This is a genomic window from Kribbella sp. NPDC051936 (genome assembly GCF_040680955.1).
In the GTDB taxonomy this organism is placed as follows: domain Bacteria; phylum Actinomycetota; class Actinomycetes; order Propionibacteriales; family Kribbellaceae; genus Kribbella.
This window is the reverse complement of the sequence record NZ_JBFAXS010000012.1, coordinates 141,196-167,251: the sequence shown is the minus strand read 5'-3', so window position 1 is coordinate 167,251 and position 26,056 is coordinate 141,196. Positions and strand designations below refer to the sequence as shown.

Here is a 26,056-nt window from a genome sequence, read left to right as displayed (position 1 = left end):
ATCCTGACCAAAGGCTTCGGTTTGCCGGTGATCAGTGGCTGAGCGACGTTTCCTTGCGCGTGGGAGGCGCGGCGAGGGTTGACCCACTCCAGCACGCCCCCGACGAGATCCCGCCAGGTGCATAGCCCGCCCGGTTCGTGTTGCGGAGCGCGGACGGTGGACGATCGGCGAGGTCGCCCCTGACGCCGGGGTCTCGCGGAATATCAACTGGATGTCGCCTACGGGTTTGCCAGGCAACGTGATCCGTCGCCCGGATGCAATCCGTCATCCGCTCCACATCACCGGTTGCCGACTGCGGTCGCTGACCGCTGCGCCGCCAGTCCCGTCCAAGAGGGTCGTCCGTCGCAGAGCGCCTGCCTAGCAGTCAGTCGCACGCGAGCGCCAGCTCGCAGCTCGTCGGCGGCAGCCGACCGGCCCCGGCGTCAGCCGGGAACAGATGCACCGCGCCAAGCGGGGGCGGGTGGGAGCGCGCGTAGCGGGTGCGCTGAGGAGCGGAGCGACGAAGTAAGCGCCTGCGTAGCACGCGTGGGGTAGACAAACAGCCGCCTGGAGAAGCTGTCTCCGGGCGGCTGTTGTCATAGGACTACTTCTTGACTGTCTTGTTGTACTGGTCGATTTGGGGCTTGATGGAGTCGGCGGCGGCCTTCATGGCGGTGGTCGGGTCGGTGCCTAGGACGGCCTTTTCCAGGCCGTCTTCGGCGGCCTTGCGGGCCTGGGGCATGACGCCGAGGATGCAGCCGGAGGAGGCGTTGGTGGGCTTGGTGTTGTGGAGTTGGGTGATCGCGGTGGTGAACTGCGGGTACTGCGCCACCCAGGCCTTGTCCTCGGGCTCGTCGAGGGCCTTCTTGTTGATCGGGAAGTAGCCGGTGCCGGTGTGCCAGGCCGCCTGCTGAGCGGGGGACGACGCGAACTTCACGAATTCCCACGAGGCGCGCTTCTCGGCGTCCGAGTGGCCGGGGCCGTCGATCCACAGCGACGCGCCGCCGATGATCGGGCCGCCGGTGTCGGAGGCGGTGAGGTGCGGGAACGGCGCCGTCAGCACGGTGAACTTGCCCTTCGCCGCGTCCAGGTAGCCGCGCAGCGATCCGGTCGATTCCAGGTGCATTGCCGACGTACCGGACTTGAAGACGGCCTGCGCGTCGTCGGTCTTCTTGCCGGTGTTCGGCATCAGGCCCTGCTTGACCATCTCCTGGTACCAGGTCGCGACCTTCACGCCCTGCTCGTCGGCGAAGTTCACCTTCGTCGCGAGGTCCTTGCGGCCGTTGTCGTTGTCGCAGTACGTCGTCCCGGACTGGGCGATCAGCTGCTCCATGAACCACCCGTAGATGGCCGCGTTGAAGCCGTATTGGACGGTCTTCCCGCCCTGCTTGATCGTCAGCTTCTTCGCCGCTGCCATGATCTCGTCGAGGTTCGCCGGCGGCTTGTTCGGGTCGAGGCCGGCCTTCACGAAAGCTTCCTTGTTGATGTACAGCAACGGCATCGACGTGTTGAACGGCATCGAGTTCAGCTTGCCGTCGATGCTGTAGTAGTTCGCGATGTTCGGCTCGATCGAGTCCAGCGTGTAGCCGTCCTTGTCGGCGAACTTCTGCACCGGCACGGTCTGCTTGGAGTCGATCATGAACCGCGACCCGATGTCGTAGATCTGCACGACCGACGGCGTGTTCCCCTGCTGCACCGAGGTCTTGTACTTCGTGATCGTGTCGTCGTAGTCACCCTGGTAGACCGCGGTGACCTCGATCTTCCCGGAGTTCGCGGCGTTGAACGCCTTCACCAGCTTGTCGACGGCGGCGCCGTTCGCGCCCTTCATGCCGTGCCAGAAGGTGACCTTCGTGACCCCGCTCGCCTTGTCGAGCGCGCTCGCGTCCGGGGCGTCCAGCGCCCCGCTGCCGGAGTCGTCATTCGAGGAGTCGCCACCGCAACCGGCGGCGACCAGAGCCAGCACCGCCAGCAGGGACGCGGCACCCGCCGTACGTCGGACGGATCTCATCAGCATCAACCTTTCTCAGCGAATCGCACCCGCGGTCAGCCCGCGGACGATGAAGCGCTGGCCGAAGACCACGATGGCCAGCGTGGGCAGGATGGACAGCGTGACGCCGGCCAGGATGAGTCCCGGGTCGGCGGCCTCCGCGTCGTTGAGCTGGCTGATGCCGATCTGCAAGGTACGGCGGGACGCCGAGTCGCCGATCAGCAACGGCCAGAAGAACTGGTTCCACGCGGACAGGAACACGTACAGCCCGACCGCCATCAGCGCGGGCTTGTTCAGCGGCAGCAGGATCCGCCGCAGGAACCGCCAGTGCCCGCAGCCGTCGATCGTGGCCGCGTCGCGCAGCTCGGCCGGGAATTGCAGGAACGACTGCCGGAGCAGGAACACCCCGAACGCGTTCGCCAGGAACGGCAGCACCAGCGCGATCATCGTCCCGGCGTACGACGCGGTCAGCCGCTCGCCGCCGATCGACCAGCCGGTGATGGTCAGGTAGTTCGGCAGCACGATCGACTCCCAGGGCACCATCAGCGTGGCCAGGAAGAGCCCGAACAGGACGCTGCGTCCCCACATCTTCATGAAGACGAACGCGTACGCCGCGAGCACGCTGGTGATCAGCTGCGCGAGCGTGATGATCGAGGTCTGCAGGATCGAGTTCACGTACTGCTGCCCGATCGGCGTCCCCGACGACGTCGCGCCCTGGTAGTTACCGGTGAAGATCCCGTGCGGGAACAGGTCCGGCGGGTACGACGAGATCTGCCCGGGCGCCATGACGGACCCGGCGATCACGTAGTACACGGGGAAGATCACCAGCAGCGCGGCCCCGATCAGGACCACGTAGGTGACGACACGACCCGGCCTCACTTGTAGTGCACCCGCCTCTCCAGGACGCCGAACTGGATCGCCGTGCAGGCGAGCAGGATCACCAGCAGCACGATCGCCTGCGCGGACGCGGCGCCGAAGTCGCTGGCGTTGTTCGCGAACGCGGTGTGGTAGATCGAGTAGACGAGCGTCTTCGTCGACTGCTCCGGGCCGCCCTCGGGCGTCAGGATCTTGATCTGCCCGAAGCCCTGCAGGGACTGGATCGTGGAGATCACAACCAGGAAGAACAGCTGCGGGCCGAGCAGCGGGATCGTGATGTACCGCGCCGCGCGGAAACCGCCGGCGCCGTCGAGCGTGGCGGCCTCGTTGATCTCGGTCGGGATCGCGCCGATGCCCGCGGACAGGACGAGCACGTTGTACCCGACGCTCATCCACACCGTGGTGATCGAGACGCTGATCAGCGCCCACGAGGGGTCGGTCAGCCAGCCGATCCGGTCGACGCCGAACCGGCCGAGCAGGCCGTTGGCGAGCCCGATCGCCGGGTTGTAGATGGTGGCGAAGATGACCGACGCGCTGGCGACCGAGAACGCGAACGGCAGCGCGAACGCGGTCCGGAAGATCCGGATGCCCTTGATGTGCTGCTCGAGCAGCAGCACGACGGCGAGCGCGCCGAGGACACCCGGGACGACAGTCAGCAGCACGAACGCGAACGTCACCCAGAGGATGTGCCGGAACTCGGCGGACCCGAGCATGTCCTTGTAGTGCTGCAGCCCGACGTACGCGTCCGGCCGGCCGAACAGGTCGGAGCCGTGCAGCGACAGCGAGACCGACTTGCCGAGCGGCCAGATGATGAACAGCGCGAACACCACCAGGCAGGGCACGAGCATCAGCCAGGACAGCAGGGACGCACGGGCGGCTCGTCCGGGTGTGGACGGACCTGGCGGAGCCGGGGCCGGACGGCGGCGAGCACCCACCGGTAAGCTTGTTGTAGTCAATCCTTTACCTCCAGTAAGAGCGCAGTCTTACACCGCCGGGGGCCTTTACCGCGAGGCACGCTAGGCTGAGCGCCCGTGAAGGTCTTGGTGATCGGCTCGGGTGGCCGCGAGCATGCACTGGCCTGGGCGCTGGCCCAGGATTCCGAGGTCGAGCAGGTGGTGGCGGCCCCGGGCAACCCTGGCATCGCCGCGTTGCGCCCGGCGTACGAAGGGCAAACGATCGTTTGCCGTCCGGTGGACATTTCCGACCACGACGCGGTGGTCGCGCTGGCGCGGGAGCTGGCCGTCGACCTGGCGGTCGTCGGCCCGGAGGCGCCGCTGGTGGCCGGCCTCGCCGACCCGCTCCGGGAGGCCGGGATCGCGGTCTTCGGCCCGTCCCGCGAGGCCGCTCAGCTGGAGGGCTCGAAGGCGTTCGCGAAGGACGTGATGGCCGCCGCCGGCGTGCCGACCGGCCGCGCGTACGTCTGCACGACGGCCGAGGAGGCGGCGACGGCGATCGACGCGTTCGGCCCGCCGTACGTCGTGAAGGACGACGGGCTGGCCGCGGGCAAGGGCGTGGTGGTCACGTCGGACCGCGAGGCGGCGCTCGCGCACGCGGCCGAGTGTGACCAGGTGCTGATCGAGGAGTTCCTGGACGGCCCGGAGGTGTCGCTGTTCGCGATCACCGACGGTACGACCGTGCTGCCGATGCAGCCGGCGCAGGACTTCAAGCGCCTCGGCGACAACGACGAGGGCCCGAACACCGGCGGCATGGGCGCCTACACGCCGCTGCCGTGGGCGCCGGACGACCTGGTCGCCGACATCCTCGAGAACGTGCTGCAGCCGACCGTCGACGAGCTCCGCCACCGCGGAACGCCGTTCAGCGGCCTGGTGTACGCCGGACTCGCGCTGACCTCCCGCGGTGTCCGGGTGATCGAGTTCAACTGCCGCTTCGGAGACCCGGAGACGCAGGCGCTGCTGCCGATGCTGAAGACCCCGCTCGGCGGTCTGCTGTACGCCGCGGCCACCGGGAAGCTCGCCGATCACGGTGAGCTGAGCTGGCGGAACGCGTCCGCGGTCACGGTGGTGGTCGCCGCGAAGAAGTACCCGTCGAGCCCGCGCAACGGCGACGTCATCACGGGGATCGAGCAGGCCGAGAGCGACACGGTCCGCGTCTTCCACGCGGGGACGGCGCTCGAGGACGACGAACTGGTGACGGCCGGGGGACGTGTGCTCGCGGTCAGCGCCGTCGGCAAGGATCTCGCCGAGGCCCGGCAGCGCGCGTACGCCGCGGTCGGTCAGATCCGGATCAAGGGCTCCCAGTACCGCACCGACATCGCGCTGAAGGCCGAGCGCGGCGAGATCACCGTCTGAGGTCCGGACGCGACAGAACCGCCGGCCCAGGCGCGGCCGGCGGCTCTGTCTGTCGTGGAGGTCAGGCGGTGTGCGGCGTCGGCCCGGCCAGCTTCGGCAGGACCTCGGCGTCGGCGGGCACCGTCCGCAGGTGGGCGTACCCGAGGATCGACAGGATCAGCAGGATGCCGGCCGCGGCGAAGGCGGCGATCGCGGCGATCAGAGCGATCTGGCCCATCTTCCAGAAGGCGTAGGCGTTCAGCAGGAGGCCGCGCAGGGTCTCGCCGCGGAAGGCGGTCTGCACCTGGCCGGCCAGCTTCTCGTCGTTCGGGTTGGCCCGCGACTCCTCGGACAGCTGCGCGTAGGTCTTGCCGCCGGCCATCTCGTTGATGTGGACCCTGATGTAGTGGTTGGCGTAGGCCTCGGCCTGCGCGCCGTTCACCAGTTGCTGACCGGCGTACTTGGACAGGTACGGCTTGACGGCCGGGTCCTCGAGCGACTCGCTGCCGGCCTTCGGGAAGTAGATCTGCTGGGCGGCGAGCTGGCTGTGGACCTGGTTGTCGACGAAGTTGTGTGCCCACAGCAACAGTCCGCCGGCAGCGCCCAGGACGATGGCGAGGACGAGTCCGGCTGAGGTGAGCAGCGCGTCGAAAGTCTTGCGGCGCATGGCGGGTTCCTTTCGGGCCGCGGTCCTCGGGGCCGCGGAGTGTGATTGATCTGCACTCCGAGTGTTCGCCCGCGCACCCCACCCCGAACAGGCACCGAACGGCCCTGATCGCCAGGTCCATGGACCCGATCCCACCGGGCCCCTGCCTCCGCCGAGGAGCCGAGCGGCCTCGTCCGTGGTCCACTGGATCAGGTACTCGGAGTGATTTTGGATAGGGTCACGGATTCAGGGAACCGGATCGGTGGGTCGGGGGTGTAGGTGGGTATGGAGACGGAGGGGCTGCGGGAGTTCTACAGCGCTCATCAGCCGCGGCTGGTGGGCGTGATCTCGCTGCTGACCGGGTCACGTGCCGAGGCCGAGGACATCGTCCAGGAGGCGTTCGTCCGGCTCGTGCCCCGCTGGGAGAAGGTGTCGCGGTACGAGGCTCCGGAAGCCTGGGTGCGACTGGTCGCGCTGCGGCTGGCCGCCAACCGGCACCGGGACGGCAACCGGTTCATGCAGCTGTTCCACCGGCTGCCGGCCGAGCACGTCCCGGACCCCGCCGACCGGTATTCCGGTGATCTCGAGCGGGCTCTCGCCGGCCTGCCGATGCCGACCCGGCAGGTCGTCGTCCTCCATTACGTCTGTGACCTGAGCGTGGCTCAGGTGGCCGACGCCCTCGGGATCGCGGAAGGCACGGTGAAGTCGCGCCTGTCCCGCGCCCGGGACACCCTGTCCGATTCATTGCTGTTGAGGAGTGACGACCATGCCTGATCTGCAGGACGACCTGCAGGCGCTGGCCGACCGCCGCGCCGCCGAGTCGACCGGAGATTTCGACTCCGTCCTGACCACGGCCCGGACGCGCAAGCGCCGCCGGACCGCCGGTCTGACCGTGATCGGCGCGGCCGCCGTGGTCGGCGCCGTCGCGATCGTCCCCACGCTCCGTCCGGCGGCGAACAACGTGCCCGTGGCCGAGAGCCCGGTGCCGACGAACGCCGTCGCTCCGCCCAAGGTCGAGACGATCCCGTCCACCAAGCCGTCCCCGAAGGCTGGCGCGCTCGGGCTGAAGTCCACGGTCGCGGCGGCCGGCGGGCAGTTCGTCGCCACGTTCCCGGACAAGCAGGTCCGCGCCGCGACGTTCTCGCTGTCGTCGGCGTCCAAGCCGGATGTCGCGCTGTACACGCTGGTCGCGAAGATCCCGGGCGACGCCACCACGCCGTACGCGATCCGGATGGGCGGCGAGATGGGCATCGCGATGCCGTCGTACAACGGCCCCGGCCCGTACACGCTGGCCATGCCGAAGAACCTGCCCGCCGGCTCGTACCGAGTCTGCACGCTGTCCGGTGCGCTGCTCTGCGGTCTGGTGACCGTCAGCTAGAGCTCATCTGGGAGAATGGGGTTCGTGACCAAACCCCGGATCCCGAACGTTCTCGCCGCGCGCTACGCCAGTCCGTCGATGGCGGAGCTGTGGTCGCCGGAGCACAAGATCGTGCTCGAGCGGAAGCTCTGGGTCGCCGTTCTGAAGGCCCAGAGCCGGCTCGGGGTGACGGTGCCGGACGGGGTCGTCGAGGACTATGAGCGGGTGATCGACCAGGTCGACCTGGCGTCGATCGCGGACCGCGAGCGGGTCACGCGGCACGACGTGAAGGCGCGGATCGAGGAGTTCAGCGCACTCGCCGGGCACGAACACATCCACAAGGGGATGACGAGTCGTGACCTGACCGAGAACGTGGAGCAGCTCCAGATCCGCGCCGGCCTGGAGCTGGTCCGGGACCGCGCGGTGGCGACCACCGTACGGCTGGGTCAGCTGGCCGCCGACCACGCGGCGCTGGTGATGACCGGGCGTTCGCACAACGTGGCCGCGCAGGCGACGACGCTGGGCAAGCGGTTCGCGTCGGCCGCCGACGAGCTGCTGGTCGCGATCGCCCGGCTCGAGGAGCTGATCGAGCGGTACCCGCTGCGCGGCGTCAAGGGCCCGGTGGGTACGTCGCAGGACATGCTGGACCTGTTCGGCGGTGACCCGGCCAAGCTGGAGGAGCTGGAGCAGGACATCGCCCAGCACCTCGGGTTCAGCCACACGTTGACGAGCGTCGGCCAGGTGTACCCGCGGTCGCTCGACTACGAAGTCGTGTCCGCGTTGGTCCAGCTGGCCGCGGGGCCGTCGAGCCTGGCGACCACGATCCGGTTGATGGCCGGGCACGAGCTGGTGACCGAAGGCTTCAAGGAGGGCCAGGTCGGCTCCTCGGCGATGCCGCACAAGATGAACACCCGGTCCTGCGAGCGGGTGAACGGGCTCGCGGTGATCCTGCGCGGCTACGCGTCCATGGCCGGCGAGCTGGCCGGCAACCAGTGGAACGAGGGCGACGTCTTCTGCTCCGTCGTCCGGCGGGTCGCGCTGCCGGACGCGTTCTTCGCGCTGGACGGGCTGTTCGAGACGTTCCTGACCGTGCTCGACGAGTTCGGGGTGTACCCGGCCGTCATCAGCCGTGAGCTCGAGCGGTACCTGCCGTTCCTGACCACGACCAAGGTGCTGATGGCCGCGGTGAAGAACGGCGTCGGCCGGGAGACCGCCCACGAGGTGATCAAGGAGCACGCGGTCGCCACCGCGCTGGACCTGCGCAAGGGCCTGGCCGCGAACGACCTGTTCCACCGCCTCGGCGCCGACGGCCGCCTGGGTCTCACCGAGGAGCAGATCGTCGGCATCGTCGGCGAGCCGCTGTCCTTCACCGGCGCGGCCGTCGCCCAGGTCGGCGCGGTCGTCGCCAAGATCGACGAGCTCGCCAAGCGCTACCCGGAGGCGGCTGCCTACACCCCGGGGGACATCCTCTGACGCACCGCCCTTGATAACCGGACCGCGGTCCACTAAGTTAAGTGGACCATAGTCCGGTTAGCGAGGTGTGGCATGCAGCGGGATGGGGTTGATGCCCGACCGCTCGCTGACCGCGAGACGATCGCCGTGCTGCGCGATCTGCTCGCGGGGAAGACGGTTGATCGGCGGACGGCCGCACACGAGTTCCACGGGATCACGCTTGATCTGCCGCCGGCCGACGTACCGGAGATCTGGCTGGGAGCTGTCAACGAGCGGGCGTTGCGCGCCGGTGGCGAAGTGGCAGACGGCGTGCTGCTGTCGGTGCTGGCCGGACCGAGCTACCTCCGGTGGGCTCGCGAGCTGACGGGATCGGTGCCGGTGACGGCGTACGTTCTGGCGGCTGTCGACGACGATCCTGCGGTGGCGCGGGAGGCTGTGCGCGCTGCGGTCGGGTTCTTCCTGGTGGCGGAGTCGCGCTCGGCGCTGGTGTCGCGCTCGCAGTACGCCGACGAGGTGCTCGCGGCGATCGACGCGCTCGCGCCAGGAGAGTCGTTGGTTGTTCCGGACCGCTGGGTGGACGAGTTCGCCGCGGCGGGGACACCGGATCAGGTCGCCGATCGCTTGCGGGCACTGCTGGACGCGGGCGCGGATTCCCTTGGATTGTGGCTCTTTCCACCGGACCGGCTGTCCGAGCAGATCCAGCGGGTAGCCGCCGAGGTGTTGCCGAGGCAGGAGTCGCCAGTGGGGTGTGACATCCTCTAACGCGTGTTCGCACCGCTCACCTGGGCTCTCGTCGGGTTGTCGCTCGCTGCGATGGTGTACGCCCTCGTACTGGCCGCGCGGAACAAGCGGATCGACTGGACCGTGCTGGGCGTGCTCGGCGTGGTCGAGGTCCTGCTGGTCGCGCAACTGGTCGTCGGGATCGTGCAGCTGAGCGGCACAGACCGGGATGTGTCCGGGCCGTTCTTCGTCGGGTACCTGATCGGGTCGCTGCTGATCCTGCCGATCGGTGCGTTCTGGGCGCTGGCCGAGAGCAGCCGGTGGGGCGCGGGTGCGCTGGCGATCGCCTGTCTGGTGATCCCGATCCTCGAGCTGCGGCTGCACGACCTGTGGGCGGTCTGAGGTGACGGATCCGGCGGCCACGAAGCACGGGCCGGGGAGGATCCTGATCGCGGTGTACGGCGTGTTCGCGCTGGCCGCGACCGCTCGCGCCGGCGTACAGATCGCGACCAAGTTCGACGAGGCGCCGATCGCGTACCTGCTGTCGGCCGTTGCCGCGGTCATCTACTGCGCCGCGACGTTCGCGCTGGCGAAGGCGACACCGGTGTCCCGCAAGGTCGCCACGGCCGCGATCGCGATCGAGCTGATCGGGGTGATCGCGATCGGCGCGTTCAGCTACGCCGTACCGGACGACTTCCCGGACGCGACCGTGTGGTCGCACTTCGGCCAGGGCTACGGCTTCGTCCCGCTGCTCCTGCCCGTACTCGGCCTGCTCTGGCTCCGTCGCACCCGGTAACTCCCAGCCAACTGCCAGCCACACACAGGGGCTGGCTCAGCTTGGCCGGACAGCATCGGTGGCATGCAGATTCCAGGTCACCCTCGGGTCGAGATCGTCGTACCCGTCAAGAACGAGGAGAACGACCTCGGACCGAACATCAGACGGTTGCGGGAGTTCCTCGACACCGCTTTCCCGTTTTCGGCCGAGGTCTGCATCGCGGACAACGGAAGTACCGACGCGACCTCTGAGATCGGCGCGCTGCTCGCCGCCGAGCTGCCCGGGGTCCGGGTGGTCCGGCTCGAGCAGTCCGGGCGCGGCCGGGCGCTGAAACAGGTCTGGTCCGCGAGCACCGCCGAGGTGCTCGCCTACATGGACGTCGACCTGTCCACCAACCTGAACGCGCTGCTGCCGCTGGTCGCGCCGCTGCTCGCCGGGCACAGTGATGTTGCCATCGGCACCAGGCTCGCGAAGAGCTCCCGGGTGGTCCGGCGGCCGAAGCGGGAGTTCATCTCACGCTCGTACAACCTGTTGCTGCGGGCAACGTTGAGCGCACACTTCTCGGACGCGCAGTGCGGCTTCAAGGCGATTCGGGCCGACGTGGCGCAGGAGCTGCTGCCGCTCGTTCAAGACACCAGCTGGTTCTTCGACACCGAGCTGCTGGTGCTGGCCGAGAAGGCCGGCCTGCGGATCCACGAGGTGCCGGTGGACTGGGTGGACGACCTGGACTCCCGGGTCGCGATCGCGAAGACGGTCGGCGAGGATCTGCGGGGGATCGCCAGACTGATGCGCAGCCGCGTCGACCTGGAGCCGATCCGGCAGCAGTACGGGCGGCCCCGGATCCTCGATCCGCGGACGGCGATGGCCGCGCGGGTGCTGCGGTTCTGCGCGGTCGGAGTGCTGAGCACAGCGGTGTACGCGCTGCTCTATCTCGTGCTGCGCCAGGGGATGCCGGCCCAGGTCGCGAACCTGCTGGCGCTGCTCATCACCGCGGTCGGCAACACCACGCTCAACCGGCGGATCACGTTCGGGGTGCGTGGGGTGGAAGGCCGCTGGCGGCATCAGCTGCGCGGCCTGGTCACCTTCGGCATCGGCTGGAGCCTGACCGCCGCGTCGCTGTGGCTGTTGCACACCGCGGTCTCCGCGCCGCACCAGGCGGTGGAGATCACCGTCCTCACCATCGCGAACCTGGCCGCCACCGTGGTCCGGTTCAGCCTCTTCCAGACGTGGGTGTTCGACGACGACGCGCCTACCTTGCCCACCTTCGAACCGCCGGTTCTCGAGAACACCCGGAGCAATTGACATGACCACTTTGTCCGATCCCGTCGAGGCCACCAAGCCTCGCGCGATCAGTACGCCGTACACGTTGAGTCGCGACAAGGTGCTGTACGGCGGCCTGCTCGCGCTGACCGCGATCGCCTATCTGTGGGGCCTGTCCAAGAACGGGTACGCCAACGAGTACTACGCGGCCGCCGTACAGGCCGGGTCGACGAGCTGGAAGGCCTGGTTCTTCGGGTCCTTCGACTCGTCGAGCTTCATCACCGTCGACAAGACACCCGCTTCGCTGTGGGTGATGGGACTGTCGGGGCGGATCTTCGGGTTCAACACCTGGAGCATGCTCGTCCCCGAGGCGCTGATGGGTGTCGCGAGCGTCGGCTTCGTGTACGTCTCCGTACGGCGCTGGTTCTCCGCGAACGCCGGTTTGCTGGCCGGGGCGATTCTCGCGCTGACACCGGTCGCGGTCCTGATGTTCCGCTTCAACAACCCGGACGCGCTGCTGATCCTGCTGCTGTGCGCCGGCGCGTGGGCCGTGACGCGGGCGATCGACTCGACCAAGCACGCGGCGCGGTGGATGATGCTGGCCGGTGCGCTGGTCGGCTTCGGGTTCCTGACGAAGATGCTGCAGGCGTTCCTGATCCTGCCGGCGTTCGGGATTGCTTATCTGGTGGCCGGGAAGCCGGCTCTCGGGAAGCGTCTGGTGCATCTCGTGCTGGCGACGGTGTCGCTGATCGTCAGCGCCGGCTGGTGGGTCGCGATCGTCGAGTTGCTGCCGGCCTCGGCCCGCCCGTACATCGGTGGGTCCTCGACCAACAGCATTCTCGAGCTGACGCTCGGCTACAACGGGCTCGGCCGGTTGAACGGCAACGAGACCGGCTCGGTCGGCGGCGGTGCAGGTAACCCCGGTTGGGGCGGCGCGGCCGGCGTACAGCGGTTGTTCGGCGGTGAGTTCGCCTCGCAGATCGCCTGGCTGCTACCGGCGGCCCTGATCGCGACCGTCGTGCTCGTCGTTGCCGCGGGCAAAGCGCCGCGGACCGACCGGAAGCGCGCGTTCGCGCTGCTGTGGGGTGGTTGGCTGGTCGTCACCGGTCTGGTGTTCAGCTACATGCAGGGCATCATTCACAGCTACTACATGATTGCGCTGGCGCCGGCGATCGGGGCGTTGATCGGGGCGGCGATGGCGGTGCTGTGGCGGCGCCGGGCGGAATGGTTGCCGCGGACAACGTTGGCCGGTGGGATCGTGCTGACGGCCGGGTGGAGCTTCGCGCTGCTGAACCAGACGCCTTCGTGGCAGCCTTGGCTGCGCTGGGTGGTTCTCGCCGCCGGTGTGGTGGCGGCCGGGTTGTTGATGCTGCTGCCGGAGTTGAAGCTGCGTCGTACGGCGGCTCGGCGGGCGGGGCTGTTCGCTGCCACGCTGCTCGCGGTGAGCGCACTGGCCGGGCCGACGGCGTACTCGGTCGAGACCATCAGTGCGGCGCATGCCGGCGCACTGCCGTCGGCTGGGCCGTCGGGTTCCGGCGGGATGATGGGCGGCGGGCGTGGTGGGTTCGGCGGCGGGCGAATGGGTACGCCGCCGGGCGGCACTGCGCAGCAGCCTGGGACTGGAACTGGTACTACGCAGCAGCAGGGTGGGGCTGGTGGTGTCGGCGGATTCCTTGGTGGCGGCGGGATCAGCAGTGTCTCGAGCGAGCTGGTGACGCTGCTGCAGCAGGGGGCGAAGGACTACACCTGGGCCGCCGCATCGGTGACCGCGAACGGCGCTGCGCCGCTGCAGATCGCGTCCGGCGAGCCGATCATGGCGATCGGCGGATTCAACGGGACCGACCCGGCGCCGTCGCTCGGCGAGTTCAAAGAACTGGTTGCCCAGGGCAAGATTCACTACTTCATCGGCAGCGGCGGCGGAATGATGGGCGGCCGCGACGGCACCTCCAGCGAGATCGCCACCTGGGTCAGCGAGACCTTCCAGTCCCAAACCGTCGGCAACACCACCGTCTACGACCTCTCCACCGGAACAGGAGCCTGAGAAATGAGTCAGTCCACACAAGCCCAGTTCCAGGCGGCGCAGGCCGCCCAGAACAACCCGGCCACGGCGCCCCAGCAGCCTGCAGGGCAGCAGCCGTCCGCGCAGTATCCCCCGGCGCCGCCCGAAGCGGCGAAGGCCGAAGGGACGAAGGGCGGACGGCCGAGCAACCTGATGCTCGCGGGTGCCGGCTCGATCCTCGCGGTGCTGGCATTCCTCGGCGGCATGGCGGTCGGGCACTCGTGGGACGGCACAAGCAACCAGCAGGGCCAGTTCGGCGGCCCCGGCGGCGGTTTCCGCGGCGGCTTCCCCCAAGGCAACGGCCAGGGCAACGGCCAGGGCAACGGCCAGGGCCAAGGCACCCTCCCGAACCAAAGCCAAGGCGGACCCCAGCAAGGCCAAGGCGCCGGTACACAGCAGGTCCCCGGCCAAACCCGGACCAGCTGACCAAGCAGCCCGGCGGGCCTCGAGCGGACACTCGGCCCGCCGGGCGTCCTTGTGCCTCCACCGCTCATTTCGGCCGCCGGAAAATGGTCGGTGGGTGCACAAAGTGGGTTTGGGGCCGGGGGCTCTGGACAACCGTCAAGCGTGAAGGTGACACGCGGGAGGGTTCGTGGGGGTGTGGGGTGGGGTAATGATCGGGACGTGGAATGGTCGAACGTCACCTGGTTCCTGACCGCGCTCGGGGCGGTCGTCGTGCTGATCACGCGTGTCCGGCTCGGGGGGACTGTTGTCGACGGCACCGGTCACGGCGCGGGCCGGCATGGGTACTCTGCGATTCTCCTGCGGATGCACACGCTGGTCGGTGTGATCACGTTGCTCGGGTGGGTTGTTGCCCTGGTCACCGGTCAGCGGGGGATCGCGCTGGTGATCCTGGCCGGCTGGTGGTTGCTGACCGCGGTCGGTTTGTTGCTTCTCGCCCGCTGGTTGCCGAGCGGCGGCAAGCACTCCGAGGATACGCAGAGTGATTCCTGGGGTTCCGGCGCCGGCCTGTCGGTGCTCGGCCACGTCGGCATGTTGCTCGGCGTCTGCTATTTCACCTTCGTCGCGGTCACGGACCGTCTCTGAGCCCGGCGATCAGCGCCGTGACGGAGCGTCGTACGGCGGCCTCGAACGCTTCTGGTGAGAGCGTGCCCCCGGCCCCGGCGACCCGGTCGTACATCAACCCGTCCATCATCGCGGCGACCGGCCACGCCGCGGCCTCCGGATCGGGGACGCCGAGACCGGCGAGCAGCTGCGCGAGCATCGCCCGCAACTGCTGCCCGCCCGCGGTGATCGCGGCGCGCAGCTCCGGCTGACGACTCGCCTCCAGCGACAGCTCGTACCGGGCGACCAGGTCCTCCGGCCGGTCCCGGGCGAGTCCGGTCGTCATGGCCACCATCAGTTCGATCGCATCTGCCCCGGCCGGCGGCATCCCGGTCACGTCGCGGGTGAGCATCCGGTTCACGCACGCGGTGAGCAGGGCGTTCCGGGTGCGCAGATAGTACGACGTGGAGCCCGGGGGCAGGCCGGCCTCGGCGTCGACCGCGCGGTGGGTCAGACCGCGCAGCCCGCGGGTCGCGACCAGTCGGATCGCAGCGTCCGCGATTGCGTCCTGCCGGTCCGCGCCGCGCAAACGCTCCTTCGTCACGCGGCACAGTCTCGCACTTCCCAACCAAACTCTACAGATGTAGAGTCGAGGTCATGAGTACGGCGATCGTGGTGGGAGCGGGCATCGGCGGGGTCACGGCGGCTGTCGCGCTGCAGCGGTGCGGCTGGCAGGTCACGGTTCTGGAGCGCGCTCCGGAGCTCGGCGAGGTGGGCGCCGGCATCTCGGTGTGGCCGTCGGCGGTCGCGGTGCTCGAGGAGCTCGGGGTCAAGGGCGTCGAGAAGGCCTCGGTGCAATCCAGGCCCGCCGGGATGCGGAGACCCGACGGCCGCTGGGTCGTCGGCGCGCCGGATCTCGGCATGGAGCTCCCGGTGATGATCCACCGGGCTCAGTTGCACGACCTGATCACGGCCGAATTCGGTCCGGCGGTGACGGTCCGGACCGGGTACGACGTCCGCACGATCACCCAGGACGCGGGCGGCGTCACGGTCAACGACGACCTGCGCGCCGATCTCCTGGTCGCGGCGGACGGGATCCGCAGCGCGGTGCGAAGTGCCCTGTATCCGCAGTACAAGGGACCGCGGTACTCGGGTTTCACGGCGTACCGCGGGATCGCCGACGTCGACCTTGACGACGGTGGCGGCGAAACATGGGGCCGTGGGCAACTGTTCGGATTCGCTCGGCTCATCGACGGGCGGTTCTACTGGTACGGGACCGCGAACCAGCCGGCCGGTACGACGAGCGAGCCAAGCGTGTTCGAGAGCTGGCACGACCCGATCCCGCGGCTGATCGCGGGCAGCGAGAAGATCCTGCAGAACGACATCTACGACCTGACGTTGCCGCTGGTGCCGTTCGTGCAGGGCCGGGTGGTGCTGCTCGGGGACGCCGCGCACGCCATGACGCCGAACCTGGGCCGCGGCGCGTGCTCCGCGATCGAGGACGCCGGCGCGCTGGGCCGCCACCTCACCAGCGCCACCCTGCAGACGGCGCTGGCGGCGTACGACGCGGAACGGCGGCCCGCGACGACCAAGCTGGTGAAGCGATCGCGGGGCCTCGGCCGCCTCGCCCAGACCGCGAACCCGATCGTGTGCACGGTCCGCGACGGCCTGTTCGCGGTCGGCGGCAAACTGGTGGCCCTGCGCGCCCGCAAGTAAGCGGATGGAAGAATCGGCGCGTGACCACACTTCCGCAGGCGCCCGAGATTCCCGGTGCGAAGCACCTCCACTCCGGCAAGGTCCGGGACCTGTACGAGCTGGAGTCCGGTGACCTGCTGATGGTCGCGAGCGACCGGATGAGCGCGTTCGACTGGATCCTGGAGTCGGTGATCCCCGACAAGGGGAAGGTGCTCACCGCGATGAGCCTGTGGTGGTTCGAGCAGCTCGACGTGCCGAACCACATCATCTCCACCGACGTTCCGGCCGAGGTCGCGGGCCGGGCCGTGGTGTGCGAGAAGCTCGCGATCTATCCGGTCGAGTGCGTGGCACGTGGATACCTGAGCGGCACCGGTCTGCTCGACTACAACGCGACCGGCGCGGTCTGCGGGATCCCGCTGCCGGCCGGTCTGGTCGAGGGGTCACGCCTCGAAACCCCGATCTTCACGCCGGCGTCGAAGGCCGAGCTCGGCGAGCACGACGAGAACGTGTCGTACGACGCCGTGGTCGCGACCGTCGGCGCGGACACCGCGGCCGTGCTGCGCGACACCACGCTCGAGATCTACACGACCGCGCGGGCGATGGCCGAGGAGCGCGGGATCATCCTGGCGGACACGAAATTCGAGTTCGGCGCCCGCGCGGACGGAACGCTGGTGCTGGCCGACGAGGTGCTGACCCCGGACTCGAGCCGATTCTGGCCGGCCGACCAGTGGTCCCCGGGCAAGCAGCAGCCGTCGTACGACAAGCAGATCGTGCGCGACTGGCTGCAGTTCGAGTCGGGCTGGGACCGGACGTCCGGCGAGGCGCCGCCGCCGCTGACCGACGAGGTCGTCGAGCGGACCCGCGCGTCGTACATCGCGGCCTACGAGCAGCTGACCGGCCGGAAGTTCGAGGGCTAGAACAGGCCTACGCCGAGCGCGAGCAGGACGAAGCGGCCGCCGCGGCCGAGCAGGACCGCGAGGGTGAATACGGCGGTCCGCATCCGCGAGGCGCCGCCGATCAGCGCCACGCCGTACAGCGGCGGGATGCCGACGAACGCGCTCAGCAGGGTGACCGGCATGCCCCAGCGGCTGTCGCTCATCGCGTCCAGGAGACGCTTGCTGAGGTCACGGTTGCGCTGGACGAAGCGGCCCCAACGGGTGTCCAGGTCGACCGCCTTGGGTTCCTTGGTCTGGCGGGCCGCGTAGCCCGGCCGGTACCGGACGGCGAGGAACATCGCGACCTTGCCGATGGTCTGCCCGACCGCGACGCCGACCGCGGCGACCACCGGGTTCAGGGCATGGGTGACACCGACACCGAGCACGTACGCCTCGGCGTTCAGGAACGGTACGACGGCGGACCCGATACCGAAGCCCACCGCGAGCACCAGTTGCCAAACCCACATGACCTCGAGGCTATGCGCGATGAAGGCCGTTGCCACGGGGGTTATCACCACTTCCGGGAGCGACCAGGGTCACACCTGAGCCTCATGCGGCTTCCCCCGGAGCGGCGGCCTGCCGGCCGACGAGGATCATGACCAGCCGGTACGAGGAGACGACTTTCACGACGCAGGCCGCGACCGCGACGGCGTACGGCAGCCACTGGGTTCCGGTCTGCCCGGCGACGACCAGCGAGACGACCACGGCGCCGGTGTTCAGCGCCTTGGCCGGCTTGGACCAGTTCCAGACGTAGATCGGCCGGTCGACCTTGTAGAAGTAGTTCGGGCTGAGCATCCACGGCCAGAGCAGGAACGAGAACGTCAGCATCGTGTCCAGCACGCCGAACTGGATCAGGTAGATCGCCAGCGGACCGATCGTGCCCGGGTACGTCGCCATGAACGCGGCCGCCAGCAGGAACGAGCAGGCCCGGTCACAGACGATGTCGAACACCGCGCCGGACAGTGACTCCTCGTCGCGCCGGCGAGCCACCCAGCCGTCGAGACTGTCGCCGAACCAGTAGGTGAAGTATCCGACCACGAGCCAGGTCAGCTCGCCGGTCCGGAACGCGTAGGTCGCGACCACCATCGCGATCACGGTCCGGGCCAGTGTGATCCGGTTCGGCACCCCGAGCAGCAGCGCGGGCCGGACCACCAACGGAACTGACGTCATCAAGCTGCCCTCAGATTCTCGGGATCGAGTGCGTCCCGCAGTTGGTTGCGAAGCAGGAGTCCCGCGGCGGCGGCGCCGAGGTGACCGAACAGCCAGCCCGCGGCCGCCAGGATCGCCGCGAGCAGCAGCGTGCCCGGATCGAACGGCCCGACCGCACCGCCGGAAACGCGGTTGATGCCGATCACTGTGCCGAACAGCAGCCCGGCGGCCAACGCGGGAGCGGCGACCACGGTCAGCTGCCGACGGATGACGCGACGGAGAAACGGCAGGTCCACGCCCAGCGCGGTCAGGCTGGCGAGCTGACGACGGTGGTCGACCAGTTGGTCGGCGACGCCGACGATCAGTGCGGCGATCGCGGTCAGCACGATCAGGACGAGGCCGGCGATCGTCAGGCCGAATCCGGTGGTGTAGAAGCTCACTGAGGTCGCCGAGGTCGTCTCGCCGGCGACGACGCTCGCGATCCCGTTCGCCATCGAGCCGACGAGGAAACCGCAGCTGCCCAGCAGCATGCAGATCCGGGAGCTGGGCCGTGAGTCGGTCATCAGGCGGACGCCGGTGAGCAGGTTGGCGGGATCGCCGGACCGCTGCAGTCGCCGCCCGAGCCAGCGGATCCAGAGGCCTGAGGTGCTCAGGAACAGCAACGCCGTCCCGGCAAGCGCGATCGTGGACCCGACGTAGCCCATGTACGGCGACGTGAGGAGCCCGAGTGCGATGAGGACCGGTCCGGCGACGATGCCGGTATGACGCTGTGACGCGGACTGTGGTTGCGGTGCGGCCGTTCCGTCGCGGTGCAGCAAGCTGCCGATCACCACGCCCGCTGCTGTCATCATCACCACGACCGGGATCCAGAGGAGCGCGTCGATCGGCTCTGCACCAGGCAGGATCCGCGCCATCCGGGGGAGCGCGCCGAAGAGCAGACTGAGCACCACATAGGCAGGGCCGGCGAGCAGTCCGCCGGACAGACCGGCAATGGCCGCGTCGGCGACGGTCAGTTGCCGCAGCTGCTTGCGGGAGGCACCGGCCAGTCGCAGGGCGGCCAGTCGGCGTTCGCGAGCCGCGGTGCCCAGCCGTAGCGCCTGGACTGCGAGGCCGCCGGTCAGTGCGGCCAGGATGATCAAGATCGCGATCAGCCCTGACCGGAGACCGCTCTCGGCGATGTAATTGCTGTAGATGTCGTTGCCCAGCTCGCCCTTGCCGAGACGGGCGATGCGGAGAGCGCCGAGCAGCAGTGCTCCGCTGAGTGCGAGCGCCGCGGTGGCCAGTTGGACCCGGCCGCGGTCCGCCGGTGTCCGTGAGCGTGCCAGCTGGACCAGCGTCTCGAGTGTCATCAGAGCGCTACCTCATGCTGGATCAGACCGTCGCGCAGCCTGATCTCGCGATCCGCCGACGCGGCCACGAGGTTGTCGTGCGTCACCATCAGCAGAGCGGCACCGCGGTAGCGGGCGGCCTCCAGCAGTACGTCGAGCAGCTCCTGGCCGGCCCTGCTGTCCAGGCTGCCGGTGGGCTCGTCCGCGAGGACGACAGACGGACCTGTGATCAGCGCACGCGCTACTGCGGCACGCTGCGTCTGGCCGCCGGAGAGCTCGGCTGGAACCGCATCGGCGTCCTCGGCAATGCCGACCTGGTCCAGCCATCGCCTGGCGGCCTGGTGCGCCTCGCCCCGCTCATGCCCGCCCAGCAGCAGCGGCAACGCCACGTTGTCGACCAGCGGCAGGTCCGGCACCAGTTGGCCGAACTGCAGCACGATGCCGACCTTCGTCCGTCGGAGCGCTGCACGCTGCTCTTCCGGCAGCTCTGCAAGGTCCTGGCCGTCCACCTGCACCACACCGGCGTCCGGCGCGAGGATGCCGGCAGCACAGTGTAGGAGCGTCGACTTGCCGCAACCGCTCGCACCGGTCACCGCGACCACCTCGCCCGGCTTGAGCTGCAGGCTGACACCACGCAGCGCGGTGTTGCGCCGGTACGCGTACTCGACTTTCTCCAGCTCCAGAACGGCATTCATCAGCGAGCTCCCCTCTGCTCGGAGATGCGGTCAAGGGCACTGTCGAGCCAGCGCAGGTCGGCGTCCAGGTGAGCCACGATGTACTCGCGGACCAGTGGTGAGGTCGGGTCGTCGTCGGCCGGCGTCTCGCGCAGTTCACGGATCCGGCGCAGGTGGCTGGCGCGCTGGCGGGCAAGGAATCCGGCTGCGTCGCCGCCGGTCCGGATCGCCGCCACGAGCTTGCGCAGGACTTCGTCGGCGCTGCCCCAGGCCGGCGGCACCGGGTCGGTGAGCCATTCACTGAGGTGGTCGCGGCCCTTGCCGGTGAGCGCGTAGACCGTCCGGTCCGGTCCGCCGCCGGAGGTCTTGTCGATCACCTCGACCAGTCCGTCGCGCTCCAGTCGCCCGAGCGTCGTGTACACCTGCCCGAAGGCGAGCGGCCGGCTGTCCGGGAACCAGGTGTCATGACCACGCTTCACGTCGTACCCGTGCGCCGGGCCCGCGGACAGCAGCCCGAGAACGAGCTCAGCAGTGGCCATGCGCGGAACTATACACTGCGTGTATGTACTGAGTGAATAGTCCAGGATGCGGCATTCCGGGCCGCGGTCGGTAGGATTCAGGCGTCACCCCGCAACGAACCTGGAGTAGTCAGTGGCTCGCGTTGTCGTCGACGTCATGCTCAAGCCCGAGATCCTCGACCCGCAGGGCAAGGCGGTGCACGGCGCGTTCGGCCGGCTCGGCTTCGACGGCGTGGCCGACGTTCGGCAGGGAAAGCGCTTCGAGATCACCCTGGACGGTGAGGCGACCGAGGAACGCGTCGCCGAGATCCGGAAGGCCGCGGACACCCTGCTGGCCAACCCGGTGATCGAGGACTACACGCTGCACGTGGAGAACCAGTGAAGATCGGGGTCGTCACCTTCCCGGGCTCGCTCGACGACGCCGACGCGCGGCGCGCGGCCGCGGTGGCCGGCGCCGAGGCGGTCGCGCTCTGGCACGGCGACGCGGACCTGCACGGCGTCGACGCGGTCGTCCTGCCCGGCGGGTTCTCGTACGGCGACTACCTGCGCGCCGGTGCCATCTCCCGGTTCGCGCCGGTGATGGACACGATCATCAAGCGGGCCGGCGAGGGGATGCCGGTGCTCGGCATCTGCAACGGCTTCCAGGTGCTGTGCGAGTCGCACCTGCTACCGGGCGCGCTGATCAAGAACCACCACCGCAAGTTCGTCTGCAAGGACCAGAGGCTGCGGATCGAGAACAACCGCACCGCGTGGACCGGCGACTACGACGCCAACCACGAGATCACCATCGTGCTGAAGAACCAGGACGGCTCCTTCGTCGCCGACGAGGCCACACTGGATCGCCTGGAGGGCGAGGGCCGGGTAGTGGCCCGCTACCTCGGCAACCCGAACGGTTCCTACCGCGACATCGCCGGCATCACCAACGAGCGGGGCAACGTGGTCGGCCTGATGCCGCACCCGGAGCACGCCGTCGAGACACTGACCGGCCCGACCACGGACGGCCTGGGCTTCTTCACCTCGGTGCTGAAGGCCGTCGTCGCGTCCTGATGAGGTTCACCCGGCTGGTCCGCGCCGTCCTGCTGACGGCGGCGGTCCTGCTGCTGACCACCGGTACGGCGTCGGCGCAGCCTGCCAGTCTGCTCGCGAAGGTCGTGGTCATCGGCGTGCCCGGGCTGACCTGGAACGACGTGAAGGCGTCGCCGGAGCTGACCGCCCTGGTGAACCAGTCGCACGTCGGCTCGATCTCGGTGAAGACGGCCGGGCCGCACACCTGCCCGGTCGACGGGTGGCTGACGATCAGCGCGGGCACCCGGGCCTGGGGGAGCGTTCCCGATCAGCCGTGTGCCGCGCCCGCGGTGGCGAACGGCAACGTAGCCGACTGGCAGGCGTATATCGACCGCCAGGCCGAGCACCACACCGGGGCGCCGATCGGCCGCCTCGGCCAGACCGGGTACCCCATCTGCGGCTTCGGACCGGGCGCCGCGATCGCCCTGGCCCGCACGGACGGCACTGTCCGCAACTGGCAGCCGGAGTTCGACGCGTCCCAGCTGGCGAAACCGGACTGCGGTGACGCGATCGTCGACGCCGGTGCGCTGCCCCCGCGGGAGGGCCGGGCCGAGGCGCGGCAGAAGGTCGCCGACCTGGTCGCGCAGGCACGGGCGGCCGGTGGCTGGGTGCTGTTGGTCGGTGTCAGCCAGGAGCTCGCGAATGCGCACCAGCAGCCGCTGGTCGCCATGCAGCTGCCGCCGGACAACGGGCCACGCTGGCTCACCAGTGACAGCACCCGTCGGCCGGGGCTGATCCAGCTCACCGACGTGACCGCGACGATCCTCAAGGGCCGGGACGCGGCAGAGGTCGACCCGGCGGGGTCCGCCAAGGCCGGTCCGCTGGACGGCAACGAGATCCACTTCACCGGCGACGTCCACACCGACGCGGCTGCTGTCATCGAGGACCGGCTGGACACCAACGAGCGGTTCGAGCAGCCGCGGCCGATGCTGTTCGCGGTGGCGCTGACGATCGTCGCGGCCGAGGTGCTCGCGCTGCTCTGGTTCTTGTTCCGGCGCTCGCCCGCGTCCCGGCGTACCGCGGTGTTCACGTTGTTGATGCAGGGCGGGTTCTACCTGGCGGTCTTCCTGTCCACGCTGACCGTCTGGTGGCGCTGGCCGTCGCCCGGATTCTCCTTGTACTGCGTGGTTCTCGGGATCAGTGCGCTGGCGGCGGCGCTGGCGCAGGTGCTGTTGAAGCGGTACGCGTTCCTCGGCCTCGCGCTGGCGGCGTACGTGATCCTGCTGGTCGACGGTGTGCTCGGTACGCCGCTCCAGGTCGGCAGCATGTTCGCGGACGGGCCCGTCATCGGTGGGCGGTTCTACGGCTTCGGCAACTCCACCTTCGCGACGCTGGCGTTCGGTGCGCTCGTCACTGCGGGCTGGGCGGCGCAGAAGCTCCTCAGCAAGAGCAGGATGCAGGCCGCGGTCGCCGTACTCGTCATCGGCGGCGCCGCGATCGTCGTCGACGGCAAGCCCGGCTGGGGGACGGACTTCGGCGGCATCATCGCGCTGACCCCGGCAGTGCTGCTCATGGCGTGGCTGACCTGGCGCGGGAGCATCTCACTGCGCGCACTGATCGGTGTCGGCGTGGCCGGTCTGCTGGCCGTGTCGGCGGTCGCGTTCCTCGACTACCTGCGCCCGCCGGACCAGCGCAGCCACTTCGGCGCGTTCGTCGCTCGCCTTCTCGACGGCGACGTCAGCGACGTCCTGATCCGCAAGCTGCAGATGGCAGTCCAGTTCTTCACCGGACCGTCGGGCTGGGCGATGCTCGTCGCCGTGATCGCCTGCATGCTGGCCACGCTCCTACCACAGCGTGTGCCGTCGGAGTCGTACCGCGCCTTCTACGACAGTTTCCCGATGGTCCGGCCGACGCTGCTGGCACTGTCCACCTGCGGCCTCGTCGGCATGCTCCTCAACGACGCCGGTGTCGCGCTGCCCGCGATCATGGTTGGTTTCGCCGTACCGCTCCTGGTGGCCCATCTGATGGCCTCCCACCAGCCAGCTACCGTTTCACCTGAGTCCCACCTAGTGCAGGAGTCCTGAGTTGTCGACCGACACTGTGAGCAACGCAAGTAACACGCCGGACGTCGAGCAGCCGTGGGCTGAGCTCGGGCTGAAGCCGGACGAGTACCAGCGCATCCGGGATATCCTCGGGCGGCGCCCGACCAGCTGCGAGCTGGCCATGTACTCGGTGATGTGGAGCGAGCACTGCTCGTACAAGTCGTCCAAGGTGCACCTGCGCAAGTTCGCCGACATTCCGCAGGAGACCCCGGCCGGCAAGATGCTCGCCGGCATCGGTGAGAACGCCGGCGTCATCGACATCGGCGAGGGGTACGCGGTCACGTTCAAGGTCGAGTCGCACAACCACCCGTCGTACGTCGAGCCGTACCAGGGCGCGGCGACCGGCGTCGGCGGCATCGTCCGCGACATCATCGCGATGGGCGCCCGCCCGGTCGCCGTGATGGACCCGCTGCGGTTCGGCCCCCTGGACGCCCCGGACACCAAGCGCGTGCTGCCGGGCATCGTGTCCGGCGTCGGCGGCTACGGGAACAGCCTCGGCCTGCCCAACATCGGCGGCGAGGTCGTCTTCGACCCGACGTACCTCGGGAACCCGCTGGTGAACGCGCTCTGCGTCGGCGTGATGCGGCACGAGGACCTGCACCTCGCGAACGCGACCGGCGTCGGCAACCAGATGATCCTGTACGGCGCCAAGACGGGCGGTGACGGGATCGGCGGTGTGTCGGTGCTGGCGTCGGAGACCTTCGCCGAGGGCGGCCCGACCAAGCGGCCGGCGGTCCAGGTCGGCGACCCGTTCATGGAGAAGCTGCTGATCGAGTGCACGCTCGAGCTCTTCGCCGCGAACGTCGTCGAGGGCATCCAGGACCTGGGCGGCGGCGGGCTTTCCTGTGCGACGTCCGAGCTCGCCAGCGCGGGCGACGGCGGTATGCGGGTCTCGCTGGACAAGGTGCCGCTGCGGGACGCCTCACTGTCGCCCGAAGAGATCCTGATGAGCGAGTCGCAGGAACGGATGATGGCCTGCGTCACTCCGGACAACGTCGAGGCGTTCCTGAAGATCTGCGCCAAGTGGGACGTCCAGGCCGATGTGATCGGCGAGGTCACCGACACCGGGCGGCTGGAGATCGACTGGCATGGCGAGCGCGTCGTCGACGTACTGCCCGAGACCGTCGCGCACGAGGGCCCGGTCTACCACCGCCCGTTCGAGCGGCCGTCCTGGCAGGACGAGCTGCAGGCCGACGGCGCCGAGAAGTTGCCGCGGGCAAGCAGTGGGGCGGAGTTGCGGGACACGCTGCTGACGCTGGTCGCCTCGCCGAACCTCTGCGACAAGTCCTGGGTGACGGACCAGTACGACCGGTACGTGCTCGGCAACTCGGTGCTCGCGCAGCCCGAGGACAGCGGGATGATCCGGGTCGACGAGACCAGCGGCCTCGGGGTCGCGGTGTCGACCGACTGCAACGGCCGGTTCGCGAAGCTCGACCCGTACACCGGCGCGAAGCTCGCGCTCGCCGAGTCGTTCCGGAACGTCGCGACCACCGGGGCCCGCCCGGTCGCGGTCACCGACTGCCTGAACTTCGGTTCGCCCGAGGACCCGGCGGTGATGTGGCAGTTCGCCGAGGCGATCCGCGGCCTGGTCGACGGATGCAAGGCGCTCGGCATCCCGGTCACCGGCGGGAATGTGTCGTTCTACAACCAGACCGGCGAGACCGCGATCCTGCCGACCCCCGTCGTCGGTGTGCTCGGCGTCATCGACGATGTCACGCGCCGGACGCCGATCGGGTTTACGGCCGAGATGGAGGGCCACCAGCTGTACCTGCTCGGCGAGACCGCGGAGGAGCTGTCCGGGTCCGAGTGGGCGCACGTGATCCACGGGCACCTCGGCGGGCGGCCGCCGGCGGTGGACCTGGCAGCGGAGCAGCAGCTGGCCGACATCCTGATCAACGCGTCTCGCGACGGGCTGATCGACGCGGCACACGACGTCAGTGACGGCGGCGTCGCGCAGACGCTGGCCGAGTCGGCGCTGCGCGGCGGCGTCGGAGCGCGGGTGTGGGCGCCCGACGGGCTGGACCCGTTCCTGTTCCTGTTCGCGGAGTCGGCCGGCCGCGCGGTCGTCGCCGTACCGCGGACCGAGGAGGTGCGGTTCACCGACATGTGCACCGCCCGCCGGTTCCCGCACGCGAAGATCGGCGTGATCACCGGCGACACCCTCGACGTCCAGGACCAGTTCGAGATCCCCTTGACCGAACTGCGCGAGGCCTGGACCTCCACACTGCCGTCGGTCCTCAACTGAC

27 protein-coding genes are annotated in these 26,056 nt (G+C 69.2%); 17 read left to right on the top strand and 10 right to left on the bottom strand.

The genetic code is table 11. The features are described from left to right. Positions 1 to 583: 583 nt before the first annotated feature. The 3 genes from AB0L64_RS36795 to AB0L64_RS36785 are packed head-to-tail and all read right to left on the bottom strand — an operon-like array spanning position 584 to position 3,690. Positions 584 to 1,987 (bottom strand): ABC transporter substrate-binding protein, encoded by a 1,404-nt coding sequence (locus AB0L64_RS36795; protein ID WP_363717602.1) that lies wholly within the window; start codon positions 1,985 to 1,987, stop codon positions 584 to 586. 15 nt (positions 1,988 to 2,002) lie between these two features. Next, complete coding sequence (locus AB0L64_RS36790) at positions 2,003 to 2,845, bottom strand: carbohydrate ABC transporter permease (protein WP_359931249.1); 843 nt, start codon at positions 2,843 to 2,845, stop codon at positions 2,003 to 2,005. Continuing rightward, positions 2,842 to 3,690, bottom strand: coding sequence for a sugar ABC transporter permease (locus AB0L64_RS36785; protein ID WP_363717601.1), 849 nt, complete (start codon positions 3,688 to 3,690; stop codon positions 2,842 to 2,844). Before AB0L64_RS36785 ends, AB0L64_RS36790 begins: the two co-directional genes overlap by 4 nt. Positions 3,691 to 3,873: 183 nt before the next feature. Between AB0L64_RS36785 and purD the strand changes: the two genes are divergently transcribed. Continuing rightward, positions 3,874 to 5,151 (top strand): phosphoribosylamine--glycine ligase, encoded by a 1,278-nt coding sequence (gene purD, locus AB0L64_RS36780; protein WP_363717600.1) that lies wholly within the window; start codon positions 3,874 to 3,876, stop codon positions 5,149 to 5,151. 61 nt (positions 5,152 to 5,212) lie between these two features. Here the strand turns inward: purD and AB0L64_RS36775 are convergent, their stop codons facing one another. After that, positions 5,213 to 5,797, bottom strand: a complete 585-nt coding sequence (locus AB0L64_RS36775; protein ID WP_363717599.1) for a hypothetical protein — start codon at positions 5,795 to 5,797, stop codon at positions 5,213 to 5,215. A 264-nt stretch (positions 5,798 to 6,061) separates the two neighbouring features. Between AB0L64_RS36775 and AB0L64_RS36770 the strand changes: the two genes are divergently transcribed. From AB0L64_RS36770 to AB0L64_RS36725, 10 genes are all read left to right on the top strand, one after another. Beyond that, a complete protein-coding gene (locus AB0L64_RS36770) occupies positions 6,062 to 6,550 on the top strand; it encodes a SigE family RNA polymerase sigma factor (protein ID WP_363717598.1) in 489 nt (162 codons plus the stop codon). After that, the gene (locus AB0L64_RS36765; protein ID WP_359931263.1) at positions 6,543 to 7,154 is read left to right on the top strand and encodes a hypothetical protein; all 612 of its coding nucleotides are present in this window, start codon (positions 6,543 to 6,545) and stop codon (positions 7,152 to 7,154) included. The genes AB0L64_RS36770 and AB0L64_RS36765 overlap by 8 nt, the downstream gene beginning before the upstream one ends. A 15-nt stretch (positions 7,155 to 7,169) precedes the next feature. Further along, a complete protein-coding gene (gene purB, locus AB0L64_RS36760; RefSeq protein WP_363717597.1) occupies positions 7,170 to 8,606 on the top strand; it encodes an adenylosuccinate lyase in 1,437 nt (478 codons plus the stop codon). Positions 8,607 to 8,678: 72 nt separating this feature from the next. Next, positions 8,679 to 9,347: an LLM class flavin-dependent oxidoreductase gene (locus AB0L64_RS36755; RefSeq protein ID WP_363717596.1), complete on the top strand. Its 669-nt coding sequence runs from the start codon at positions 8,679 to 8,681 to the stop codon at positions 9,345 to 9,347. Positions 9,348 to 9,350: 3 nt separating this feature from the next. Next, positions 9,351 to 9,707: a hypothetical protein gene (locus AB0L64_RS36750; protein ID WP_355695178.1), complete on the top strand. Its 357-nt coding sequence runs from the start codon at positions 9,351 to 9,353 to the stop codon at positions 9,705 to 9,707. Position 9,708: 1 nt separating this feature from the next. Continuing rightward, positions 9,709 to 10,101, top strand: a complete 393-nt coding sequence (locus AB0L64_RS36745; protein WP_359931272.1) for a hypothetical protein — start codon at positions 9,709 to 9,711, stop codon at positions 10,099 to 10,101. A 63-nt stretch (positions 10,102 to 10,164) separates the two neighbouring features. After that, positions 10,165 to 11,382: a bifunctional glycosyltransferase family 2/GtrA family protein gene (locus AB0L64_RS36740; RefSeq protein WP_363717595.1), complete on the top strand. Its 1,218-nt coding sequence runs from the start codon at positions 10,165 to 10,167 to the stop codon at positions 11,380 to 11,382. 1 nt (position 11,383) lies between these two features. Beyond that, positions 11,384 to 13,381, top strand: coding sequence for a glycosyltransferase family 39 protein (locus AB0L64_RS36735; RefSeq protein WP_363717594.1), 1,998 nt, complete (start codon positions 11,384 to 11,386; stop codon positions 13,379 to 13,381). 3 nt (positions 13,382 to 13,384) lie between these two features. Next, positions 13,385 to 13,825: a hypothetical protein gene (locus AB0L64_RS36730; RefSeq protein WP_363717593.1), complete on the top strand. Its 441-nt coding sequence runs from the start codon at positions 13,385 to 13,387 to the stop codon at positions 13,823 to 13,825. 198 nt (positions 13,826 to 14,023) lie between these two features. Continuing rightward, positions 14,024 to 14,446, top strand: coding sequence for a hypothetical protein (locus AB0L64_RS36725; protein WP_363717592.1), 423 nt, complete (start codon positions 14,024 to 14,026; stop codon positions 14,444 to 14,446). Here AB0L64_RS36725 and AB0L64_RS36720 read toward each other — a convergent pair. Further along, entirely contained in the window at positions 14,430 to 15,008 is a 579-nt protein-coding gene (locus tag AB0L64_RS36720; protein ID WP_363717591.1) for a TetR family transcriptional regulator C-terminal domain-containing protein, read from the bottom strand. The two genes, AB0L64_RS36725 and AB0L64_RS36720, sit on opposite strands and share 17 nt — an antisense overlap. A 53-nt stretch (positions 15,009 to 15,061) precedes the next feature. Between AB0L64_RS36720 and AB0L64_RS36715 the strand changes: the two genes are divergently transcribed. Continuing rightward, positions 15,062 to 16,120 carry an FAD-dependent monooxygenase gene (locus AB0L64_RS36715; protein WP_363717590.1) on the top strand — a complete coding sequence of 353 codons (1,059 nt, stop codon included), beginning with the start codon at positions 15,062 to 15,064 and terminating at the stop codon, positions 16,118 to 16,120. A 20-nt stretch (positions 16,121 to 16,140) separates the two neighbouring features. Continuing rightward, positions 16,141 to 17,016, top strand: a complete 876-nt coding sequence (locus AB0L64_RS36710; protein WP_363717589.1) for a phosphoribosylaminoimidazolesuccinocarboxamide synthase — start codon at positions 16,141 to 16,143, stop codon at positions 17,014 to 17,016. Here AB0L64_RS36710 and AB0L64_RS36705 read toward each other — a convergent pair. From AB0L64_RS36705 to AB0L64_RS36685, 5 genes are all read right to left on the bottom strand, one after another. Further along, positions 17,013 to 17,501 (bottom strand): hypothetical protein, encoded by a 489-nt coding sequence (locus tag AB0L64_RS36705; RefSeq protein WP_363717588.1) that lies wholly within the window; start codon positions 17,499 to 17,501, stop codon positions 17,013 to 17,015. The two genes, AB0L64_RS36710 and AB0L64_RS36705, sit on opposite strands and share 4 nt — an antisense overlap. Positions 17,502 to 17,583: 82 nt before the next feature. Further along, entirely contained in the window at positions 17,584 to 18,204 is a 621-nt protein-coding gene (locus tag AB0L64_RS36700; protein WP_363717587.1) for a CDP-alcohol phosphatidyltransferase family protein, read from the bottom strand. Continuing rightward, positions 18,204 to 19,532 (bottom strand): hypothetical protein, encoded by a 1,329-nt coding sequence (locus AB0L64_RS36695; protein ID WP_363717586.1) that lies wholly within the window; start codon positions 19,530 to 19,532, stop codon positions 18,204 to 18,206. Before AB0L64_RS36695 ends, AB0L64_RS36700 begins: the two co-directional genes overlap by 1 nt. Further along, positions 19,532 to 20,206, bottom strand: a complete 675-nt coding sequence (locus AB0L64_RS36690) for an ABC transporter ATP-binding protein (protein WP_363717585.1) — start codon at positions 20,204 to 20,206, stop codon at positions 19,532 to 19,534. Before AB0L64_RS36690 ends, AB0L64_RS36695 begins: the two co-directional genes overlap by 1 nt. After that, positions 20,206 to 20,724: a PadR family transcriptional regulator gene (locus AB0L64_RS36685; protein ID WP_363717584.1), complete on the bottom strand. Its 519-nt coding sequence runs from the start codon at positions 20,722 to 20,724 to the stop codon at positions 20,206 to 20,208. Before AB0L64_RS36685 ends, AB0L64_RS36690 begins: the two co-directional genes overlap by 1 nt. A 112-nt stretch (positions 20,725 to 20,836) precedes the next feature. On the opposite strand from AB0L64_RS36685, the gene purS reads away from it, so the two are divergent. Genes purS through purL form a run of 4 tightly spaced genes read left to right on the top strand, consistent with a single transcriptional unit; the run spans position 20,837 to position 26,055 of the window. Beyond that, a complete protein-coding gene (gene purS / locus AB0L64_RS36680) occupies positions 20,837 to 21,085 on the top strand; it encodes a phosphoribosylformylglycinamidine synthase subunit PurS (RefSeq protein WP_131283676.1) in 249 nt (82 codons plus the stop codon). Next, positions 21,082 to 21,750, top strand: coding sequence for a phosphoribosylformylglycinamidine synthase subunit PurQ (purQ, locus tag AB0L64_RS36675; protein WP_355695151.1), 669 nt, complete (start codon positions 21,082 to 21,084; stop codon positions 21,748 to 21,750). The genes purS and purQ overlap by 4 nt, the downstream gene beginning before the upstream one ends. Then, positions 21,750 to 23,792 carry a hypothetical protein gene (locus AB0L64_RS36670; RefSeq protein ID WP_363717583.1) on the top strand — a complete coding sequence of 681 codons (2,043 nt, stop codon included), beginning with the start codon at positions 21,750 to 21,752 and terminating at the stop codon, positions 23,790 to 23,792. The genes purQ and AB0L64_RS36670 overlap by 1 nt, the downstream gene beginning before the upstream one ends. A 1-nt stretch (position 23,793) precedes the next feature. Then, positions 23,794 to 26,055, top strand: a complete 2,262-nt coding sequence (purL, locus tag AB0L64_RS36665; RefSeq protein WP_363717582.1) for a phosphoribosylformylglycinamidine synthase subunit PurL — start codon at positions 23,794 to 23,796, stop codon at positions 26,053 to 26,055. The last annotated feature ends 1 nt before the right edge of the window (position 26,056 follow it).

Coding starts and splice junctions, on each gene's coding strand:
- AB0L64_RS36715 (WP_363717590.1), top strand. CDS start 15,062: ATGAGTACGGCGATCGTGGTGGGAGCGGGCATCGGCGGGGTCACGGCG.
- AB0L64_RS36700 (WP_363717587.1), bottom strand. CDS start 18,204: ATGACGTCAGTTCCGTTGGTGGTCCGGCCCGCGCTGCTGCTCGGGGTG.
- purB (WP_363717597.1), top strand. CDS start 7,170: ATGGGGTTCGTGACCAAACCCCGGATCCCGAACGTTCTCGCCGCGCGC.
- AB0L64_RS36705 (WP_363717588.1), bottom strand. CDS start 17,501: ATGTGGGTTTGGCAACTGGTGCTCGCGGTGGGCTTCGGTATCGGGTCC.
- AB0L64_RS36735 (WP_363717594.1), top strand. CDS start 11,384: ATGACCACTTTGTCCGATCCCGTCGAGGCCACCAAGCCTCGCGCGATC.
- AB0L64_RS36785 (WP_363717601.1), bottom strand. CDS start 3,690: ATGCTCGTGCCCTGCCTGGTGGTGTTCGCGCTGTTCATCATCTGGCCG.
- AB0L64_RS36740 (WP_363717595.1), top strand. CDS start 10,165: ATGCAGATTCCAGGTCACCCTCGGGTCGAGATCGTCGTACCCGTCAAG.
- AB0L64_RS36795 (WP_363717602.1), bottom strand. CDS start 1,987: ATGAGATCCGTCCGACGTACGGCGGGTGCCGCGTCCCTGCTGGCGGTG.
- AB0L64_RS36730 (WP_363717593.1), top strand. CDS start 13,385: ATGAGTCAGTCCACACAAGCCCAGTTCCAGGCGGCGCAGGCCGCCCAG.
- AB0L64_RS36755 (WP_363717596.1), top strand. CDS start 8,679: ATGCAGCGGGATGGGGTTGATGCCCGACCGCTCGCTGACCGCGAGACG.
- AB0L64_RS36695 (WP_363717586.1), bottom strand. CDS start 19,532: ATGACACTCGAGACGCTGGTCCAGCTGGCACGCTCACGGACACCGGCG.
- AB0L64_RS36685 (WP_363717584.1), bottom strand. CDS start 20,724: ATGGCCACTGCTGAGCTCGTTCTCGGGCTGCTGTCCGCGGGCCCGGCG.
- AB0L64_RS36690 (WP_363717585.1), bottom strand. CDS start 20,206: ATGAATGCCGTTCTGGAGCTGGAGAAAGTCGAGTACGCGTACCGGCGC.
- AB0L64_RS36775 (WP_363717599.1), bottom strand. CDS start 5,797: ATGCGCCGCAAGACTTTCGACGCGCTGCTCACCTCAGCCGGACTCGTC.
- AB0L64_RS36670 (WP_363717583.1), top strand. CDS start 21,750: ATGAGGTTCACCCGGCTGGTCCGCGCCGTCCTGCTGACGGCGGCGGTC.
- AB0L64_RS36770 (WP_363717598.1), top strand. CDS start 6,062: ATGGAGACGGAGGGGCTGCGGGAGTTCTACAGCGCTCATCAGCCGCGG.
- AB0L64_RS36765 (WP_359931263.1), top strand. CDS start 6,543: ATGCCTGATCTGCAGGACGACCTGCAGGCGCTGGCCGACCGCCGCGCC.